The sequence below is a fragment of the Methylobacterium sp. CM6241 genome, assembly GCF_054817845.1.
The window spans coordinates 1,629,281-1,646,637 of record NZ_CM139246.1; the positions used below are offsets into that span (position 1 = coordinate 1,629,281).

Annotated in this window: 12 protein-coding genes; 8 read left to right on the forward strand and 4 right to left on the reverse strand. The window is 66.2% G+C overall.

Features of this window, described 5'->3' with window-relative positions:
• Positions 1-223 precede the first annotated feature (223 nt).
• Together ACYQR9_RS07560 and ACYQR9_RS07565 are read left to right on the forward strand one after the other, a co-directional pair.
• Entirely contained in the window at positions 224-2,392 is a 2,169-nt protein-coding gene (locus ACYQR9_RS07560) for a S9 family peptidase (protein WP_311274282.1), read from the forward strand.
• A complete protein-coding gene (locus ACYQR9_RS07565) occupies positions 2,389-3,174 on the forward strand; it encodes a polysaccharide deacetylase family protein (RefSeq protein WP_461229217.1) in 786 nt (261 codons plus the stop codon). Before ACYQR9_RS07560 ends, ACYQR9_RS07565 begins: the two co-directional genes overlap by 4 nt.
• A gap of 28 nt (positions 3,175-3,202) precedes the next feature.
• Here ACYQR9_RS07565 and ACYQR9_RS07570 read toward each other — a convergent pair whose 3' ends face one another.
• On the reverse strand, positions 3,203-6,805 hold the full coding sequence (locus tag ACYQR9_RS07570; protein ID WP_461229218.1) for an AsmA family protein: 3,603 nt from the start codon (positions 6,803-6,805) through the stop codon (positions 3,203-3,205).
• Between the two features lie 187 nt (positions 6,806-6,992).
• Complete coding sequence (locus ACYQR9_RS07575) at positions 6,993-7,268, reverse strand: hypothetical protein (protein WP_461221123.1); 276 nt, start codon at positions 7,266-7,268, stop codon at positions 6,993-6,995.
• A 116-nt stretch (positions 7,269-7,384) separates the two neighbouring features.
• On the opposite strand from ACYQR9_RS07575, the gene ACYQR9_RS07580 reads away from it, so the two are divergent.
• The 3 genes from ACYQR9_RS07580 to ACYQR9_RS07590 all read left to right on the forward strand — a co-directional run bounded on the left by ACYQR9_RS07580 (position 7,385) and on the right by ACYQR9_RS07590 (position 11,329).
• Positions 7,385-9,790, forward strand: a complete 2,406-nt coding sequence (locus tag ACYQR9_RS07580) for an ATP-dependent helicase (protein WP_207410004.1) — start codon at positions 7,385-7,387, stop codon at positions 9,788-9,790.
• 445 nt (positions 9,791-10,235) lie between these two features.
• Entirely contained in the window at positions 10,236-10,952 is a 717-nt protein-coding gene (locus tag ACYQR9_RS07585) for a PhoH family protein (protein WP_056423599.1), read from the forward strand.
• 131 nt (positions 10,953-11,083) lie between these two features.
• The gene (locus ACYQR9_RS07590; RefSeq protein WP_056423601.1) at positions 11,084-11,329 is read left to right on the forward strand and encodes a hypothetical protein; all 246 of its coding nucleotides are present in this window, start codon (positions 11,084-11,086) and stop codon (positions 11,327-11,329) included.
• A gap of 78 nt (positions 11,330-11,407) precedes the next feature.
• Here ACYQR9_RS07590 and ACYQR9_RS07595 read toward each other — a convergent pair whose 3' ends face one another.
• Together ACYQR9_RS07595 and ACYQR9_RS07600 are read right to left on the reverse strand one after the other, a co-directional pair.
• Complete coding sequence (locus ACYQR9_RS07595; protein ID WP_461229219.1) at positions 11,408-12,988, reverse strand: L,D-transpeptidase family protein; 1,581 nt, start codon at positions 12,986-12,988, stop codon at positions 11,408-11,410.
• 357 nt (positions 12,989-13,345) lie between these two features.
• Positions 13,346-14,308, reverse strand: coding sequence for an acetyl-CoA carboxylase carboxyltransferase subunit alpha (locus ACYQR9_RS07600; RefSeq protein WP_207410007.1), 963 nt, complete (start codon positions 14,306-14,308; stop codon positions 13,346-13,348).
• Positions 14,309-14,569: 261 nt separating this feature from the next.
• Here ACYQR9_RS07600 and ACYQR9_RS07605 point away from each other — a divergent pair, with 261 nt between their 5' ends.
• From ACYQR9_RS07605 to ACYQR9_RS07615, 3 genes are read left to right on the forward strand one after another with little or no spacing between them, the layout of a single operon-like run.
• Complete coding sequence (locus ACYQR9_RS07605) at positions 14,570-15,706, forward strand: patatin-like phospholipase family protein (RefSeq protein WP_056423605.1); 1,137 nt, start codon at positions 14,570-14,572, stop codon at positions 15,704-15,706.
• Positions 15,707-15,758: 52 nt separating this feature from the next.
• Complete coding sequence (locus tag ACYQR9_RS07610; RefSeq protein WP_056423609.1) at positions 15,759-16,502, forward strand: acetoacetate decarboxylase; 744 nt, start codon at positions 15,759-15,761, stop codon at positions 16,500-16,502.
• Between the two features lie 26 nt (positions 16,503-16,528).
• Positions 16,529-17,314: a 3-hydroxybutyrate dehydrogenase gene (locus ACYQR9_RS07615; RefSeq protein ID WP_461229220.1), complete on the forward strand. Its 786-nt coding sequence runs from the start codon at positions 16,529-16,531 to the stop codon at positions 17,312-17,314.
• The last annotated feature ends 43 nt before the right edge of the window (positions 17,315-17,357 follow it).

A 17,357-nucleotide genomic window follows, 5' to 3' on the forward strand; every position in this document is an offset into this window, starting at 1 on the left:
TCACTTATGCATGCATGATCGGACGCATTCTGATTCCGCGCATTCCCGATCGGTTGACCGGTCTGGCACAGTTCGGCCGAAGACGGCAGGAAAAGACTTTCCGCTCCACCTTGCCCACAGCGTTCAGCTGGGACACATGCAGACATCGAAGGCGATCACGAGCCGAATTGATCGCCGCTACGCTATTCAGCCGACGATGTTTGGCAACCTTGCAGGTGTATCCATGGACGATCTTTTCCACTTGGAAAGCAAGTCGCCTGTCCCTGACGTGCGCCCGCACACATTCACGGTGCATGGCCGATCAATTTCCGACAATTATGCTTGGCTAAAAGCCGAGAACTGGCGCGACGTCCTGAAGGATCCTACTGCCCTTCCATCGGATATCCGCGAACATCTCAATGCTGAGAATGCTTATACGGAAGCCGCGCTCGGCGATCTCGAGCCCTTGCGGAAGACGCTGGTAGCGGAGATGCGCGGGCGCATCCGCGAGGACGATAGCGGCGTACCCGAGCCGGACGGTGCATTCGCCTATTACACCCGGCATCGCGAGGGTGGGCAGCATCCCCTCGTCTGCCGCCGGCCGCGCACGGTGGTGGTGATCCCCGGTCATGGGGCGGAGACGGCCGGTACGGGTGGGGCTGAGGAGGGCGAAGTCGTCCTGCTCGATGGTGACGAGGAGGGCAGGGGACTCGCCTTCTTCGAGCTCGCGGCGGCGGTGCATTCGGACGACCATGCTCGCCTTGCCTGGAGCGCGGATTCCAAGGGGTCCGAGCTTCACACGATCCGCGTCCGCGATCTCGGCACGGGACAGGATCTTCCGGACCGCGTCGAATCGACCACCGGCGAGGTGGTCTGGGCAGCGAATGGCCTGTCGTTCCATTACGTGGCCGTGGACGAGAACCATCGTCCCGCCCGCGTCATGCATCACGTGGTCGGGACGGACCAGTCCGCCGACAGCATGCTCTATGAGGAGCGCGATTCTGGCTTCTTCGTCCATATCGAGACGACCCAATCGCGCGATTACCTGGCCATCACGGCAAGCGACCACGAAACCTCGGAAGTGCATCTCCTCGATCGCCGGTCGCCGGATGCAACACTGCTATGCGTTCAGCCGCGGGAGCCGCTGCTCATCTACTCCGTGGAGAATTGGGGGAACCACCTCTTCATTCTAACCAATGCGGACGGGGCTGAGGACTTCAAGATCGTCACCACCCGCATCGGTGCGTCGGGCCGCGCCAATTGGACCGATCTGATTCCGCACCGGCGCGGCGTGATGATCCGCCACCAGCACGTCATCGCCCAGCATCTCGTGCGTCTCGAGATCGAGAATGCGCGACCCCGCATCGTCGTCCGCGATACGCAGGGCAACGAGCACATCGTGGCCTTCGCCGAGGAAGCCTATTCCCTCGGCCTCCAGCCGGGCCATGAATTCGAGACGGCGGTGATCCGGTTCACCTATTCGTCGATGACGACGCCGGCCGAGACCTACGACTACGATTGTTCGACCCGCGCCCGTCAGTTGCGCAAGCGCCAGACCATCCCCAGCGGGCACGATCCCGCCGCCTATGTGACACGCCGGATTTTCGCCACGGCACCGGACGGAGAGAGCGTGCCTATCTCGCTCCTCCACCGTCGTGACCTCGTCCTCGACGGCTCGTCTCCGCTGCTACTCTATGGCTATGGCTCCTATGGCACCCTGATGCCGGCCGCGTTCCGCACCAACCTGCTGTCGCTGGTGGATCGCGGCTTCGTCTACGCCATCGCCCATGTGCGCGGCGGAACGGAGAAGGGCTGGCACTGGTACATGGACGGCAAGCGGGCCAAAAAGCCCAACACCTTCTCGGACTTCGTCGCCTGCGGTCGCGCCCTGGCGGACGCCGGATACACGACGTCGGGGCGCATCGTCGCCCATGGCGGATCGGCTGGCGGGATGCTGATGGGGGCTGTGGCCAACCTCGCGCCGGACCTCTTCGCCGGGATCGTCGCAGACGTGCCCTTCGTCGACGTGCTCAACACCATGCTCGACGGCGACCTGCCGCTGACCCCGCCGGAATGGCCGGAATGGGGCAATCCGGGCGCGAGCGTCGAGGATTTCGAGAGCATCCTGTCCTACTCGCCCTACGACAACGTCTCGGCGCAGAACTACCCGGCGATCCTGGCGCTCGGCGGCCTCACCGACCCGCGCGTGACCTATTGGGAGCCGGCGAAATGGGTGGCGCGCCTGCGCGCCACCATGACCGGCGGCGGCCCCGTCCTGATGCGGATCAACATGGAAGCCGGCCATGGCGGGGCGGCGGGACGCTTCGACCGGCTGGAAGAAGTGGCCCTGATCTATGCCTTCGCCCTTCGGGCGGTGGGGCTGGCTGGTGGTAGCGAGAGCCTGCAGCCGTGACTGCCTTCATCCGAACCGCTGCCGCCGCCGGGTGGCTCCTGGCGACGCTGGTGCCGGGCGCGGCAGCGGACAGGACGGTGGCCCTCGAGGTTCCCCCCGATCTCGCCAAGGATCTGTCGGCGATGCCGCGGATCGCCAACCCCGTCGACGACGCCGAGCAGCGGATCAACGCCGCCGTTCAGCGCCCAGACGGAGCGGCGCGTAAAGCCGCGGCCGAGTGTCTGGCGCAGGGAGGCAAACATGCCGATTACGGCCGGCATATCGACGTGACGATGCGGGGCCCCCGCTTCCTCAGCTACACGATGACGGACAGCGCCTTCTGCGGCGGAGCACATCCCAATACCGGCACCTCGGCAATCGTCTACGACCTCGTTTCCGGTGCTCCCGTCGATTGGACCGCGCTGCTTCCGCCCGCTCTCACCGGCAAGGTCGCGCTCCAGACCGAGATGGATGGAAGCAGGATGGTGTCCCTGTCCTCCAAGCGGCTCTTCGACCTCTACCTCAAGGCTTATCGCCCCAGGACCGGTCAGGCGAAGGCGGATGCCGACGACGACGAGTGCCGGGAGGCGGTATCGACGCCAGATGGCGATGGGCCGCCTGCGATGACTGTCTGGCTCGATGCGAAGGCGGGCGGCCTCGCGGTCCAGTTCGACCTCGCCCATGTCGTCCAGGCCTGCGCCGACGTGGAGGTCATTCCCCTCGCTACCCTCAAAGCCGAGGGCGCCAATGCCGTGCTGACCGACGCAATCGTGGCGGCCCGGGCCGCGCTGCCTGTTCCTTGATCGTCTTCGTTCCTGAAACCGGCCGCGATCAGGGCTGCGGTGCGGGCGGTTCGACAACCCGGCCTGGAAGGACATCCGGGGCCGGTACGCCATCGGCGGCGCGGCGAGCGGCATCGTCTTGGCTCGGTGCGAGTGCGCGAATGCGCGTCTGACGGGCGGCCTCCTCGGCGGCCGCCTTCTCCCCCGCGGCTTTGTCGGCGGCGGCCTTCTCCGCTGCGGCTTTTTCGGCCGCCGCCTTGATGGCAGCGGCTCGGGCCTTGTCCATCTCGATCCTGGCGCGACGCCGCTGGCGCTCGATTTGATCGGCCTCGAACACTTCGATCTTATCGAGTTCGCGCTGCAGGACTACGGCGGCGAGGCCGGTGGTCAGGGGCCCGGTATCGACACTGCGGTCGGGCTTCGCGAGCGGGCCGGAATAGGAGAGCTGTATCGAGGGAATCCCTCCGGTCCAGCCCTTCGGAGCGCCGCCACCCGTCAATGTCCCGCGTGCATCGAACCGCCCCGTCGTCAGGTCGACGGAGAGGGTGCCGGCCCAGCGCGGTCCGCCGAGATCGAAGGTGAGAGGCGCGGCACGCAGTGAGCCGCCCGAGAGGGTCGCGGGTGCCTTCACCGTTCCCTTCACTGCCATCGGCGCGGCGGCGAGTTCCTCGGCCACCAGGGCCTGGAGCCGTCCCTCCCGGAGCGGATCGTCTTCCGCGAGCGCCTTGGCCAGGGCGCGCTCGATCCCGCCCGGATCGCCGCCGGGAAGCACCAGATTGGTAAGGCTGAGATCGCCGCTTCCGCCCAGATTGTTCGCCATGTTCGCGAGGCTCTGGCCCGAAGCGCCGAAGCGAAGGGTCGCGCTGGCCCGGCCGGAGATCGGTCCCGGACCGACGAGGTCCGCGATGGAGGCGTCGCTCAGGCTGCCTTCCCCGGAGATCGCTGCCGCGCCACCCTGCCGGGACAACGTGATGTTGCCGACGAGGCGTCCCCCGGCGAGACGTCCGTTGACGTCGCGAATCGTGAGGACGCCGTTGTCGAGCCGGGCACCGAAAGCCGCCCCTTCGGCGGTGAAGCGCCGGCCGAGATCGAGCTTATCCACCCTGACGTCGAGGTCGATGGGCGGTCTGACGGCTGGCGCTGCGCCGAACCGTGCGCTGTCTCCGGCTTCCGATTTCTTCGCGTCGGGCGGGACGATCAGGGAGGCGGCAAGCCAGGGCAGCGAGAGCCGGCCGAGCGCGACGCTGCCGAAGATGTCGCCGGCGGGCGATCGGTTGACATTGGCGAGAACCGTGGCCCCCGCGATCCGCCCGGTGACGTCGGCATGGGCATCGCGTCCGGCCCGCGACAGACCGACGAGCAGTTCCGCCGGCATCGGCGAGGGTAGGGCATCCGTGCTCCCGGCGAGAATGAGGAAGGGCGCGAGATCCGGCGTCTTCAAAAGGATCTCGCCGGCTTCCGGCGGGGTCTGGCCCGGACCGGGCACGACCGGCTTCACCGTTGCGAGCGTGAGGTCGGCGATGGTGCCGGAGATATCGAGGCCGAGGGCCGGAACCGAGCCGTCGGGCGCGGGCTGACCGCGTGCTCCGCTGATGTGCAGGGCGGCCGGCTTGCGCAGGGCGGCCATGTCCTCGCGCTCGAACCAACGTCCGGCGAGCGGCGTCGTCAGATCGAGGGACAGGCTGTCGATACGCCCGCCCCGCGAGAGCAGGTCGAGGCCGAGGCTGCCGCCTGCGGCTGTTCCGTTGGCGCTGGTGCGCAGGGTGTCGGCGGCACCCGCCTCGCGCTCCAGGGTCACGGCGAGGTCGAGGCTGCCCGCTCGCAGGAAGCCGGGGATCATCCGAGCCTCGGCGATCCACGTCCGGTCGAGAAGGGCGATGAGGGGGGCGGCCACCGGCGCCCACATCCGGCCCGCGATACGGCCTGACCCATCCGGCGCAATCCGGCCCGACAGCTTGGCGTTGGCGCCGGCGAGGTCGGTGACGTCGAGGCTGCCGACGTTCAGGCTCGCTCCGTCCGACTGGATGCTGGCGGCGATGGTTCCGTTGCCCGAATGGGCCCCGGCCGGCCCGTAGCGCACGTCCCGCGCTTGGATCGTCAGGCCGAGGTCGTGGTCGTGAAGGCCGGACAAGGCGCTGCCGAAGGAAGGCAGAGCGGCGACATCGATGCCCTGCGCCGAAAGCTGAGCATCGAAGCGCCCGCGCGCGCCCGATTCGGCCTGGGTATAGCGGGCGTTGCCGGTGATCCGCGCCTCGCCGAGGGAGAGCCGGAGGTTTCGCAGTGACGAGGACGGGCTCGCCGTCGAGACGTCCGTGGATGCCTGAATCGGGCGCCCGTCCATCACCGCGACAGCCGGGCCGCCGAGGCCGAACTTGCGCAGGTACCGCCCGAACCCGTCGGAGGCAGCGGCTTCCAGGGAGACGTTGCCCGTGAAGCGCAGGGCCGGTTGCGTATCGACCTCTCCGGACGCGGTGAGGGCGGTGTTGCCCGGCGCCGTCACCGAGAAGCGCCGAAGCGCGAGGCCTCCCGTCCGGTCGAACGTGCCGGACAGCTGGAGATTCGTCCATTCGTCGAGGCCGAGTCCGATGCTTTCGAGGGCGAGGTCCAGATCGACCATCATCGGAAGTTCGGATCCGGCGCGGGGCATCCCGCGCGCCAGCATGGCCTGACCGGCCGTTGAAATCAGGAAGGCATCGAGGTCGAGGCGGCGCGCCTCCAGGGTCAGTGCTGCCCGCCAGGAGCGCAGATCGATTCGTCCGGTTCCGGCCAGTCGCATGGCCTGACCGCCAGGATCGATTTCGGCCTTCACGTCGGAGAACCGCACCACCGGACCCCGCGCCTTGAACGTGCCGCCCAGGGAGAACGGCAGGTAGGCGCCCGCCACCTGAACCGGCGGCCCGACCACGACCCGCGCCGATCCTTCGGCCTTCGGAATCATCGCACGCAGCTGGCTACCCTGTGCGGGAGCCTCGCCGGGCACAGGTTCGAGTCGGATACGAGTGTCGGCCTCGAAGCGCGGACGGGTATCGCCGCCGCCGGAGAATTTCACGGCGACGCTGCCGTCCTCGGCGGGTTCGCCGGTGGCGATCCGGAAGGCGACCGCGCCGCTCGTCCCCTCGATCCGCCAGGGGCCCAGAAGCCGGGGCGCCGAGAGATGCACGGTCTCGGCCCGCACCTGATCGGTGCGGCCGCTCTGCGGGACGACGGTCGTGAGAATGACTTGTCCGATGGACAGGTCCTCGATGGCGAGATCCTGGTCGGCGAGCGTCTGATAGAGATCAGCGGGAAGGCGGATCGCGTCGTCGTCGCTGATCGGAAGCTTGATTTCCGCTCGCCCGATCCGCGTCTCGGTGAAGCGGACCTCACCCGTCAGCAGCGGTGTGAGACCGATCTCGGCCTTGACGAGCGAAAGATCCAACGCCGGCTTGTCGGCCTGTCCGCCGATGCGCAGCCGATCGACGCTCAGTTGCGGCGAGGGGAGGAGCCTGATGGCGATCCGTCCTTCGGTCCGCGCGTCGAGACCGAGCGACCTGCCGATCGTCCGGTCCACCAATGTGCGGTAACTCTCCCAAGCCACGAGGGGCGGGACCGCCAGGGCCGCGACGAGGATCAGGATGACGGCGCCCGCCAGCGCGGTCAGGATGTCTCGCACCGTCTTGGTTTCCGCCTCGCTCCGGCCCGGTCTCCGGGACTGCCATGGGGCGGGCACGTCATCTCACCGGACGTCATGCCCGGTCGTGCCCCCACTCTGTGCGGCATAGCACAAGGTGACCGGTTCCGCGCCAGAGGCGTTTCTCGCGGTCAACAGCTGCCGGGCATGCCCTCCGGAGCCGATCCGGTCAGCGACGCGGCGTCAGTCCCGAGCCGATCGGGGCCGGACGGGTGACTTCGTTGCGCTGCATCTGCATGCGAATCTGATTGTTCTCGAATTGCTGCTGATGCCGGACGCCGCGAATCTCGCTTTGGGTCGCAAGGCGGTCGTTGGTTTCGTTCAGCGATCGCGTGCCGGGTGACTGGGCCAAGGCGGGGGATAGGCCAAGGCCGGCTACAACGGTCAGCATCGAGATGGCGGATAGGGCGGTACGCATGGAACGTCCTCTGGTGATGATGTTCACGGTATGGTGAGACGACGCCCGAGAGGAAACCGTGGTTCCCCTCTCGGCCACCCATCTGGGGCCGACCTTTTGTCCCAACCCTCGACGTCGTTCGCGTTTTGGTCCAGGGAAGCAACATGAAACAGCATCCCGACGCGACGACGGCCCCTGTGCCGGCGCCGGCCTCCGGCGTGGCGGCCGAGGCCGCGCAGACCTCTATCGCCGCGCGCGCCATGGCCTCCCTCAGGCCACAGGGTTCGCCTTATCTCGAAGGGCTGAATCCCGAGCAGCGCCGCGCCGTCGAGACGACGGAAGGACCGGTCCTCGTCCTCGCTGGTGCAGGCACCGGCAAGACGCGGGTGCTCACCACGCGAATTGCCCATCTGGTCTCGACCGGCAAGGCGCGGCCTTACGACATCCTGTCGGTGACCTTCACCAACAAGGCCGCCCGCGAGATGAAGCACCGGATCGGTGCCCTCATCGGCCCGGCCGGCGAGGGGATGCCCTGGCTCGGCACATTCCATTCCATCGGCACCAAGATCCTGCGCCGGCACGCCGAGATGGTGGGGCTGAAATCGGATTTCACCATCCTGGGGATGGACGACCAGCTGCGCCTGATGAAGCAGGTCATCGTCGACCAGAACATCGACGAGAAGCGCTGGCCCGCCCGCGCCCTGTCCTCGGCCATCGACGGGTGGAAGAACCGCGGCCTCCTGCCGGAGCAGGTCCCCCCCGGCGAGGCGGGGGCCTTCGCCTTCGGCAAGGGTGGCGCGCTCTACACCGCCTATCAGGCCCGGCTCCTGACGTTGAACGCCGCCGATTTCGGCGATTTGCTGCTGCTCTGCCTCAAGCTGTGGCGCGAGAACCCGGACGTGCTGGCGAATTACCAGCAGCGCTTCCGCTACATCCTGGTCGACGAGTACCAGGACACCAACGTCGCCCAGTATCTCTGGCTGCGCCTGCTGGCGCAGGGGCACCGCAACGTCGCCTGTGTGGGCGACGACGACCAGTCGATCTATGGCTGGCGCGGGGCGGAGGTCGACAACATCCTGCGCTTCGAACACGATTTCCCCGGTGCGGCCGTGGTGCGGCTCGAGCGCAACTACCGCTCCACCGGTCATATTCTCTCCGCCGCATCCGGGCTCATCGCCAAGAACGAAGGCCGCCTCGGCAAGACCCTGCGCACCGAAGACGTGGCCGGCGAGAAGGTGACGGTGTCGGGCGCCTGGGATTCGGAGGAAGAGGCGCGCCAACTCGGCGAATCGATCGAGAGCCTGCAGGCCAAGCAGCATCCGCTTTCGGAGATCGCCGTGCTCGTGCGCATCTCGGCCCAGATGCGCGAGATCGAGGACCGCTTCGTCCAGCTCGGTCTGCCCTACCGCGTCATCGGTGGACCACGATTCTACGAACGTGCCGAAATTCGCGATGCGCTGGCCTATCTGCGCGTCACCATGAACCCGGCCGACGACCTCGCTTTCGAGCGCATCTTCAACACCCCGAAGAGGGGCCTGGGCGACGCCACCCTGCAGATCCTCCACGGCTATTCGCGTTCGCAGCGCGTGCCGCTGCTCCAGGCCGCCCGCAGCCTGATCGAGACCGACGAGTTGAAGCCGCGCGCCCGCTCGGGCGTCCGCGCTTTGGTCGAGAGCTTTTCGCGATGGGCGCGGATGGTCGGTACCCAGCCGCATTCGGAGGTGGCCCAGACCATTCTGGAGGAATCCGGCTACACCGAGATGTGGCAGAAGGATAAGTCCGCGGATGCCGCCGGGCGCCTGGAGAACCTCAAGGAGTTCGTGCGCTCCATGGAGGAATTCCCCGACATGGCTGCCTTCCTCGAACATGTCTCCCTCGTGATGGAGGCGAGCGAGCAGGAAGGGGCGGACCGGGTCTCCCTGATGACCCTGCATGCGGCCAAGGGGCTCGAATTCGACACCGTGTTCCTGCCCGGCTGGGAGGACGGATTGTTCCCGAACCAGCGGGCGCTCGACGAGAGCGGCCGCGCCGGGCTGGAGGAGGAGCGCCGTCTCGCCCATGTGGGCCTGACCCGTGCCCGAAAACGCGCCAAGCTGTCCTTTGCGGTGAACCGGCGCATCCATGGGCTGTGGTCCTCGACGGTGCCGAGCCGGTTCATCGACGAGTTGCCCGCAGACGCCGTCGACGTGATCGACGCCCCTGCGCATTTCTCCGCCGGCGCCTCGCGCTTCGACCGCAACCCGGCGCCGTTCGGTTCCTCCTACGCGACGCCGGGCTGGCAGCGGGCGCAAGCCAACACTGCCGGCAACCAGGAGTTCGGAGGCGGGAATCGGCAAGCTTTCGGACGGTCCTCGCCGCCCGGACGAGGCAATGGTGGCCCTCGCCAGATCGAAGGCGAGCTCGTCGCGAAGTCGACGGGTGCGCCGTCTGCGTTTTCGGATGGTATGCGAGTCTTCCACACCAAGTTCGGCCCCGGCAACGTGGCAGCCGTCGACGGTAACAAGCTGACCGTTGACTTCGATAAGGCCGGCCGCAAGATGGTTCTCGACAGCTTCATCCAGCCCGGCTGAAGCACCCTGCCGGCTCCACGCTCGATAAGCGATGTGGTCCGGCCGGTTCAGCCCTTCAGCAGGGCAGGAGTGTCATGGTCGAGATGGATGCGCCGACATCCCGCCCTCTCCATCCGCATGACCCGCCTCAACTGTCGCCGCCGAGTCTTCCGAGAGATATTCGGCCACACACTCAAGAATTCGCGCTGTCACGCCCCTGTCGCGACGGGAGCGGCATGGTGCGTGCGTAGGTGATTCGTGGGTCGCGCATGCGGGGCCCGCATCATCTTCGAGGCCAGTCGTCCACAGGCGTCGTGGCGACATCCGGAACTGAAAGACCTGCTCTCGAATTGGCGTAGTGTTGATAAAAAGTAGCCGTGCAGGAAAAGTTATCGAGGTTAAAAGACGTCAGCAGGTCTAAGATCAGTTAAACCCTAGTTGGCAAGTCCAGTTGGAGTGTTGATCGATGAAAAGACGGCGCACGCGACTTGAGCTGGTAGAAGACCGCCCGGTGCGGCTGCACCGCACCCGGTTCGACGACGAGCGTAACCTGGCCCCGATCCAACCGCTCACGGAGCGACAGGCCGAGTATTTGGACGCTCTCGCCGTCAACAAGCAGGTCATCGTTCTCGGCCCGGCCGGTACCGGTAAGACCTACATTGCTGGAACCCGCGCCGCGGATCAGCTTCGCCAGCGCCGCATCTCCAAGGTCATCATCACCCGCCCCAACGTCCCCGCTGGCCGCTCGCTCGGGTTCTTCCCAGGCAGCTTAGAGGAAAAAATCGCGCCTTGGGTGACCCCGCTCACCGAGACCATGAAGGAGCGAATGGGCGACGCCGCCTACGAGATCGCCATGAAGACCGGCGACATCGAGGTGGTCCCCTTCGAAGTGATGCGCGGACGCACCTTCAAGAACTGCCTCGTGATCCTCGACGAGGCGCAGAACACCACCACCGCCGAAATCAAGATGTTCCTCACCCGGATCGGCGACGATTGCCAGGTCATCATCAATGGCGACGTGTCCCAGACCGACCTGCGCGAGACGTCGGGCCTCAGAACCGTGATCCATCTCGTCAAAAGCCGCATGATGCCGATCCCGATCGTCGAATTCACCCTCGACGATATCGTCCGTTCGGGCATTTGCGCGGAATGGGTACGGGCCTTCGAGGAAACGAAACTCTGACTTGAGTGTTATCAGCGGCGGGTCGAACCGGACCCGCCGCACGTCTCGGCGTGCGGCAATCATCTCCCCGGCGCCAGCGGGGGAGATCAATCCGAGCGCAGAGCTCGGGTCAAAGAGAACGGAAACGCCCGATGAGAAAATTGATCTTCGCGCTCGCCATGGTCGGAAGCCTCGGCGCAGCCGGCCTCGCCACGAGCGCTTCGGCCGCCCCCGGCGCCCCGATGGGTGTGACCTCCTCCGAGACCGTCACTCCCGTGCGTATGCACCATGCTGAGCGCCGCATGCATCGTCGGATGCACCGCCGTCACCACATGCGCATGCACCGCCACCACATGCGTCACCGGATGATGCATCACCGCCGCATGCACCGGATGTGATCGCAGCAGCGATGTGAATGTGAAAGGGCCCCGATCGGGGCCCTTTTTTGTGCGACGACCGTTAGAGAGTGCTGCCGTTCAGAGCTTCGGTGTGGCCGCCGTGGCTTTCACCGATGTTTCCTTGAGCGCGGCATCCTTGGCCGGAGGCGTCTTGGCAACAGGTGACGGCGCACCGCTCGTCGGGGCCTTGCCGGCTTTCACGGGGTCGGCGGCGATCTTGGCCTTCTGTCCCACGGCGCCGGTCACTGTCGGAACCGTGATCGCATGACCAGTATGGGGCGCTTTGTCAGCCTTCGGTGCCGTCTGGATCGTTTCCGGCGCGGATGCGACGGCTGGGATCGTGGCGGCATTGGCCGATGGGGTCGCGGGCGTCGGTGAAGCCTTCGCGGTGAAGAGGCTGCCGAGAACCTTGGTGTAGGCAGGTGAATCCGCATCGGCATCGGCCACCATGATGCGCGCCGTCGCTGCCGGCTTCTGCGGTTCGGGCGCCGCATCCGTCTTCGCGACGATGCTGCCGGACTTGGTCTTGTCGGCCCCTGGCTTGAGGGCGGCCGCAGCGGCCTTGGTCGGGATCGGAGCTTCGGCGGCGGCAAGCATCACCGGCCGTCCCTTGGCATCCACCTCGACCTCGCGCTCGCCGGCCGCCAAGCTCTCGGGCCGGCTCACCTCACCGAGATGATGACGCGCATATTCCTTGGGGTCGTAGGGAGCCTCCGGCTCTTCCTTCTTCGTCAAATTCGCGAAGGCCATCGTCGAGGCGGGCGGCTGCGGCCGGAAGACCGGATTCTGGCCGCCATCGTCATAGACGACACGCGTCGCGGGCGTGCCTTTGGCGACGAGCTCGGCAATGTCGTGGTTATCCCGCGTCCGTTTCTCGGCAACGAGGGTGTCCACCTTCGGCGAGCACGAGCCGGCCGCCACATCCTGTCCGCCGAAGACGTAACGTGTGCCGCAGACGTTCACGCGCGGCTCTTCGCGCAGGGCCTCGAAATAATCCGAGCCTTCCTTCAGGTTCTTCCAGAACGGCGCGTTCGGGTCGTTGCGGTACTTGGCGAAATTCGTCGCCGTCATCCGGAACGGGTAGGATTGGAACTGGAACGCGCGCTGCCCGCCGGCGAAGGAATCGCGGGCCAGGGCGTAGATCTCGCCCATCGATTCGTCGGTCATGGCGAAACAGCCCGAGGACGAGCAGGTGCCGTGCACCATGATGTAGTTGCCCGTCCGCCCGTTGGCCCGGTCGTACGTGTTCGGGTAGCCGGTATCGAAAGAGAGATAATAGGACGAGTTCGGGTTCATTTGCCCCGGTGTCACCGTGTAGAAACCCTCAGGGGCCTGCCGGTCTCCCTGCTTGGTCTTGGGGCCGAGCTGGCCCGACCAGCGGCAGATCGGGAAGGTCTTGAGCAGCGCGTATTGGCCGTTCGCGCCACGCTTCCATACCTCCATCTCCGCTTCCTTCTTGAAAGCGCGGATCAGGATGGGGTCGTTCGTCGCCATGCCCTTCTGCGCCATGAGCGCCAGGGTTTTCGCGGGGACGGGAGTCAGGGCCCGCAACGGGACGCCGCCGCCCATCGAGCCGTCCTGGCAAGCGGTGAGGGAGAGAGCGAGCGCAACGATACCGGCAGCCGTAGCCAGGCGTAGAGCCAGCGGGCGCAAAGCCATGGGGAACCCCGTCCTCATTCATGCGCTCGCGGGATCTCGCCCGTCGAACGCCACTCCCCAACCCAATAGCGTCGTTAAACTTACTCGGTTGTTACCGCAAGAAGACGCAAATGGCCGGCTCGTGAGGATGTGGATTTCGGTGGCTTCCTCATTGTGGGCAACACCTTGCCGCAAAGTGTCGTCGAGCATCGACTTTCAGGCATGCCAGTCGGAGAGCAATCGACTTGATTCCGCTGGTATTTCTCTGTGCGATGCGTCCCGGACCCGTCGTCGTAGTGGGGCTTCACGAACAGTCCCGAGGCGGGATTTAACAAACTCTTCAACGGTTCCGCATGAGGTCTGCGCTAAAACGACGCATCAGAGTTTGCGGCCGATATCGAGGAACTTCGCGGCCCGGCGGTCGCGAATCTCGTCGGGGCTCAGACCATCGAATTCGGCCAGTGCCTTGGCTACGGCCTTGCCCGTATTGGCGATGGCTGCCTCGCGGCCGCGATGGGCACCGCCTGTCGCCTCCGGGATGATGCCGTCGATGATGCCAAGGCGCAGCAGATCCTGCGCAGTGATCTTCATGGCGGTGGCCGCATCCGCCGCACGGCCCTGGTCGCGCCAGAGGATCGAGGCCGCACCCTCGGGCGAAATCACACCGTAGATCGCATGTTCGAGCATGAGTACGCGGTTGGCGGTGGCAAGCGCGATGGCACCGCCCGAGCCGCCTTCGCCGATGACGACGGCGACATTGGGCACGCCGAGGGCGAGACAGGCCTCGGTGGAACTGGCGATGGCCTCGGCCTGCCCACGCTCCTCCGCCTCGATGCCAGGGAACGCGCCGGCCGTGTCGACGAAGGCGAGGACGGGAAGGCCGAACCGATCGGCCAATTCCATCAGCCGCACTGCCTTGCGGTAACCCTCGGGCTTGGCCATCCCGAAATTGTGGCGCAGGCGGCTCTCGGTGGTGGAGCCCTTCTCCTGGCCCAGCACGCAGACGGCTCGGCCCTCGAAACGGCCGAAACCGGCGACGATGGCCTGGTCTTCGCCGAAGGTGCGGTCGCCTGCCAGGGGAGTAAACTCGGTGATCAGCCCGGCGCAGTAGTCGATGAAATGCGGCCGCTGCGGGTGGCGTGCCACCTGCGTCTTCTGCCAGGGCGTCAGCGTGGCGTAGATGTCCGACAGGGCGGCGGCGGCCTTGCCTTCGAGTCGGCCGACCTCTTCGCTGATGGAGACCGCACCGTCGCGGGCGGCCATGGTCCTCAGCTCCTCCAGCTTGGATTCGAGCTCGGCCACCGGCTTCTCGAAATCGAGATAGGAGCGCGTCACCGACATCGGTCAGAGATCCTTGTTCGTCGCCATTGGTGCGCCGGGATGCCGTGTCGGAGACAACGGCGACGGAAGGCGTCCGGGGCGGGCGGGAAAAGCCGCGATTGGCCGGGGGTGTTGGCGAAGGAACACCGCCTGTCAACCATCCTGGCTCTCAGAGCCGGCCTTCGCCCTACACGACGATAGCCTTAAGCTTGGCCTTGGGTCATGGTGCCGTCATCGTTTGGCGTCCACTCTCCAGCCTGTGTGTATGGCGTCTGGGACGCTATGGAGAGGTCCGCGCCCGTGACAGCGTTTCTCAGCGGCGAATCCCACGTCCTCGTACTCCAGGGCGGTGGCGCACTCGGCTCCTACCAGGCCGGCATCTACGAGACGCTGGCGGCCGAGAACATCCTGCCCGACTGGGTGGCGGGCATCTCCATCGGCGCGATCAACGCGGCCCTGATCGTCGGTAATCCGCCCGAGCGCCGCGTCGAGCGGCTGAGGGCGTTCTGGGAGCAGGTCTCGTCGGGCGTGATGGGCTCACCCTGGTTTCCCGGCGAGAAGGCGCGTGCGGCCTTCAACGAGGCCAGCGCCAACTGGATCGCCACTTTCGGCGTCCCCGGTTTCTTCACGCCACGCGTTCCCCCGGCGACGTTCTATCCGCCGGGCGCCCCGGAGGCGCTGAGCTATTACGACACCGCTCCGCTCAGGGCGACGCTGGAGCGGCTGGTTGATTTCGACCTCATCAACGAGGGGCGCACCCGGCTCAGCATCGGAGCCGTCAACGTGCGCACCGGCAATTTCGTTTATTTCGACAATCGCTGCGACCGCATCACGCCCGAGCACATCATGGCGTCGGGGGCATTGCCGCCGGGTTTCCCGCCGGTGACCATCGACGGCGAGCAATATTGGGACGGCGGCATCGTCTCGAACACGCCGCTGCAATACATCCTGGACGAGGAGCGCAGCCGTGACCTCGTGGTCTATCAGGTCGATCTCTTCGCCGCGCGCGGGCCGATGCCCCGCACCCTGGTCGAATCGGCCGAGCGCGAGAAAGACATCCGCTTCTCGAGCCGCACACGGCTCAACACCGACAAGAACCTCGAAGCCCGCCGCGCGAAAGCCGCGTTCCGCCGCCTGGCCGAGAAGCTGCCGCCCGAGCTGATGAGCGACGAGGACGTCGCCTACCTGCGCCAGGTCTCCCACGCCAATTTCACGACCGTGATGCAGCTGATCTACCGGCGGAAAGCCTATGAGGGAAACTCGAAGGATTACGAGTTCTCTCGCGCCACCATGCTGGAGCATTGGGCGGCGGGTGCCGGTGACATGCGCCGCTCTCTGCGCTCTCCAGCCTGGTGCGACCGAGTGCACGACGAAACCGGCGTCGCCGTGTTCGACCTGACGCGGGACGCCCGCGACTGACGTCATCCCGACCGCTTCATCCCGACCGCTTAATCCCGGAGGCCTACACGCCATGACCCGTGACGAGATCCTGCAAGTTCCCTCGATGCCCGCCTTCAGTCCGAGCTATCCGCGCGGGCCGTATCGGTTCCTCAGGCGCGAATACCTCATCATCACCTACGAGACCGATGCCGAGGCCCTGCGCCGGGCGCTGCCCGAGCCGCTGGAGCCCCACCCCGAGAACCTCGTCTATTACGAGTGGATGAAGATGCCGGATTCCTCCGGGTTCGGCGATTACGAGGAGAGCGGATCGGGCGCCGTCGCCACCTATAATGGCGAGGCCTGCAACTTCTCGATCCAGATGTATCTCGACGACGAGCCGCCGATCACGGCCGGCCGCGAGATCTGGGGCTTCCCGAAGAAATGGGGCGTGCCTCGCCTCAAGGTGATGAAGGACACGCTCACCGGCACGCTCCATTACGACGAGGAGCGCGTGGCGATGGGCACCATGACCTACAAGCACAAGAGCCTGGAGAATGAGCTCGACACGGTGAAGGCCGGCCTCGGCCGCCTCAACGTCAACCTCAAGCTCCTTCCCGACGTGACCGGCGCACCGAAAGTGGCCCAGCTCGTCGGCTATCGCTTGGAGAACATCACCGTTCACGGCGCCTGGGACGGCGAGGCGCGCCTCGACCTGATCCCGCACGTGAATTGTCGGGTCGCCGACCTGCCGGTGAAGCGCATCGTCGGCGGCCGGCACATGATCGTCGACTTCACCTTGCCCTACGGGCAGGTGCTGCACGACTATCTCGCCTGATCGCCCAGATGACCCGAGAGGCTTCCATGATCCTGAAATCCAAGACCGCCATCGTCACGGGGTCCACCAGCGGCATCGGCCTCGCCTATGCCCGCGCCTTCGCCAAGGAGGGCGCCAACGTCGTCATCAACGGCTTCGGCAAGCCCGAGGACATCGAGAAGGAGCGCGCCGGGATCGAGACCGATTTCGGCGTGAAGGCGGCCTATTCCCCGGCCGACTTGACGAAGCCCGGCGAGATCGAGGGATTGATCCGCCTTGGCGAGGAGACATTCGGCTCGGTCGACGTGCTCGTGAACAATGCCGGCGTCCAGTTCGTCTCGCCGATCGAGGATTTCCCGCCCGAGAAATGGGAGCAGATCATCGCGCTCAACCTTTCCTCGGCCTTCTACACCATGCGATACGCCATCCCCGGAATGAAGGCGCGGGGATGGGGCCGCATCATCAACACCGCTTCGGCCCATTCCCTCGTGGCCTCACCGTTCAAGTCGGCCTACGTTTCGGCCAAGCACGGCATCGCCGGCCTGACCAAGACCGCCGCCCTCGAACTCGCCACCCACGGCATCACCGTGAACTGTATCTCGCCAGGCTATGTCTGGACGCCGCTGGTGGAGGCGCAGATCCCCGACACGATGAAGGCACGGGGCATGACCAAGGAGCAGGTCATGAACGACGTGCTGCTGGCGGCCCAGCCGACCAAGCAGTTCGTCACGGTGGAGCAGGTGGCGGCCCTCGCCGTGTTCCTGTGCAGCGACGGTGCGAGTCAGATTACCGGCGCCAATATCCCCATGGATGGCGGTTGGACCGCGCAGTAGCGCGCAGCGAAAAGCCCGCCCCGTCGGCATGACGGGACGGGCT

What these genes read in the sequence shown, in the direction of transcription:
- ACYQR9_RS07560 (WP_311274282.1), top strand. Translation starts at nt 224, where the DNA reads ATGGACGATCTTTTCCACTTGGAAAGCAAGTCGCCTGTCCCTGACGTG.
- ACYQR9_RS07580 (WP_207410004.1), top strand. Translation starts at nt 7,385, where the DNA reads ATGAAACAGCATCCCGACGCGACGACGGCCCCTGTGCCGGCGCCGGCC.
- ACYQR9_RS07585 (WP_056423599.1), top strand. Translation starts at nt 10,236, where the DNA reads ATGAAAAGACGGCGCACGCGACTTGAGCTGGTAGAAGACCGCCCGGTG.
- ACYQR9_RS07590 (WP_056423601.1), top strand. Translation starts at nt 11,084, where the DNA reads ATGAGAAAATTGATCTTCGCGCTCGCCATGGTCGGAAGCCTCGGCGCA.
- ACYQR9_RS07595 (WP_461229219.1), bottom strand. Translation starts at nt 12,988, where the DNA reads ATGGCTTTGCGCCCGCTGGCTCTACGCCTGGCTACGGCTGCCGGTATC.
- ACYQR9_RS07600 (WP_207410007.1), bottom strand. Translation starts at nt 14,308, where the DNA reads ATGTCGGTGACGCGCTCCTATCTCGATTTCGAGAAGCCGGTGGCCGAG.
- ACYQR9_RS07605 (WP_056423605.1), top strand. Translation starts at nt 14,570, where the DNA reads ATGGAGAGGTCCGCGCCCGTGACAGCGTTTCTCAGCGGCGAATCCCAC.
- ACYQR9_RS07610 (WP_056423609.1), top strand. Translation starts at nt 15,759, where the DNA reads ATGACCCGTGACGAGATCCTGCAAGTTCCCTCGATGCCCGCCTTCAGT.
- ACYQR9_RS07615 (WP_461229220.1), top strand. Translation starts at nt 16,529, where the DNA reads ATGATCCTGAAATCCAAGACCGCCATCGTCACGGGGTCCACCAGCGGC.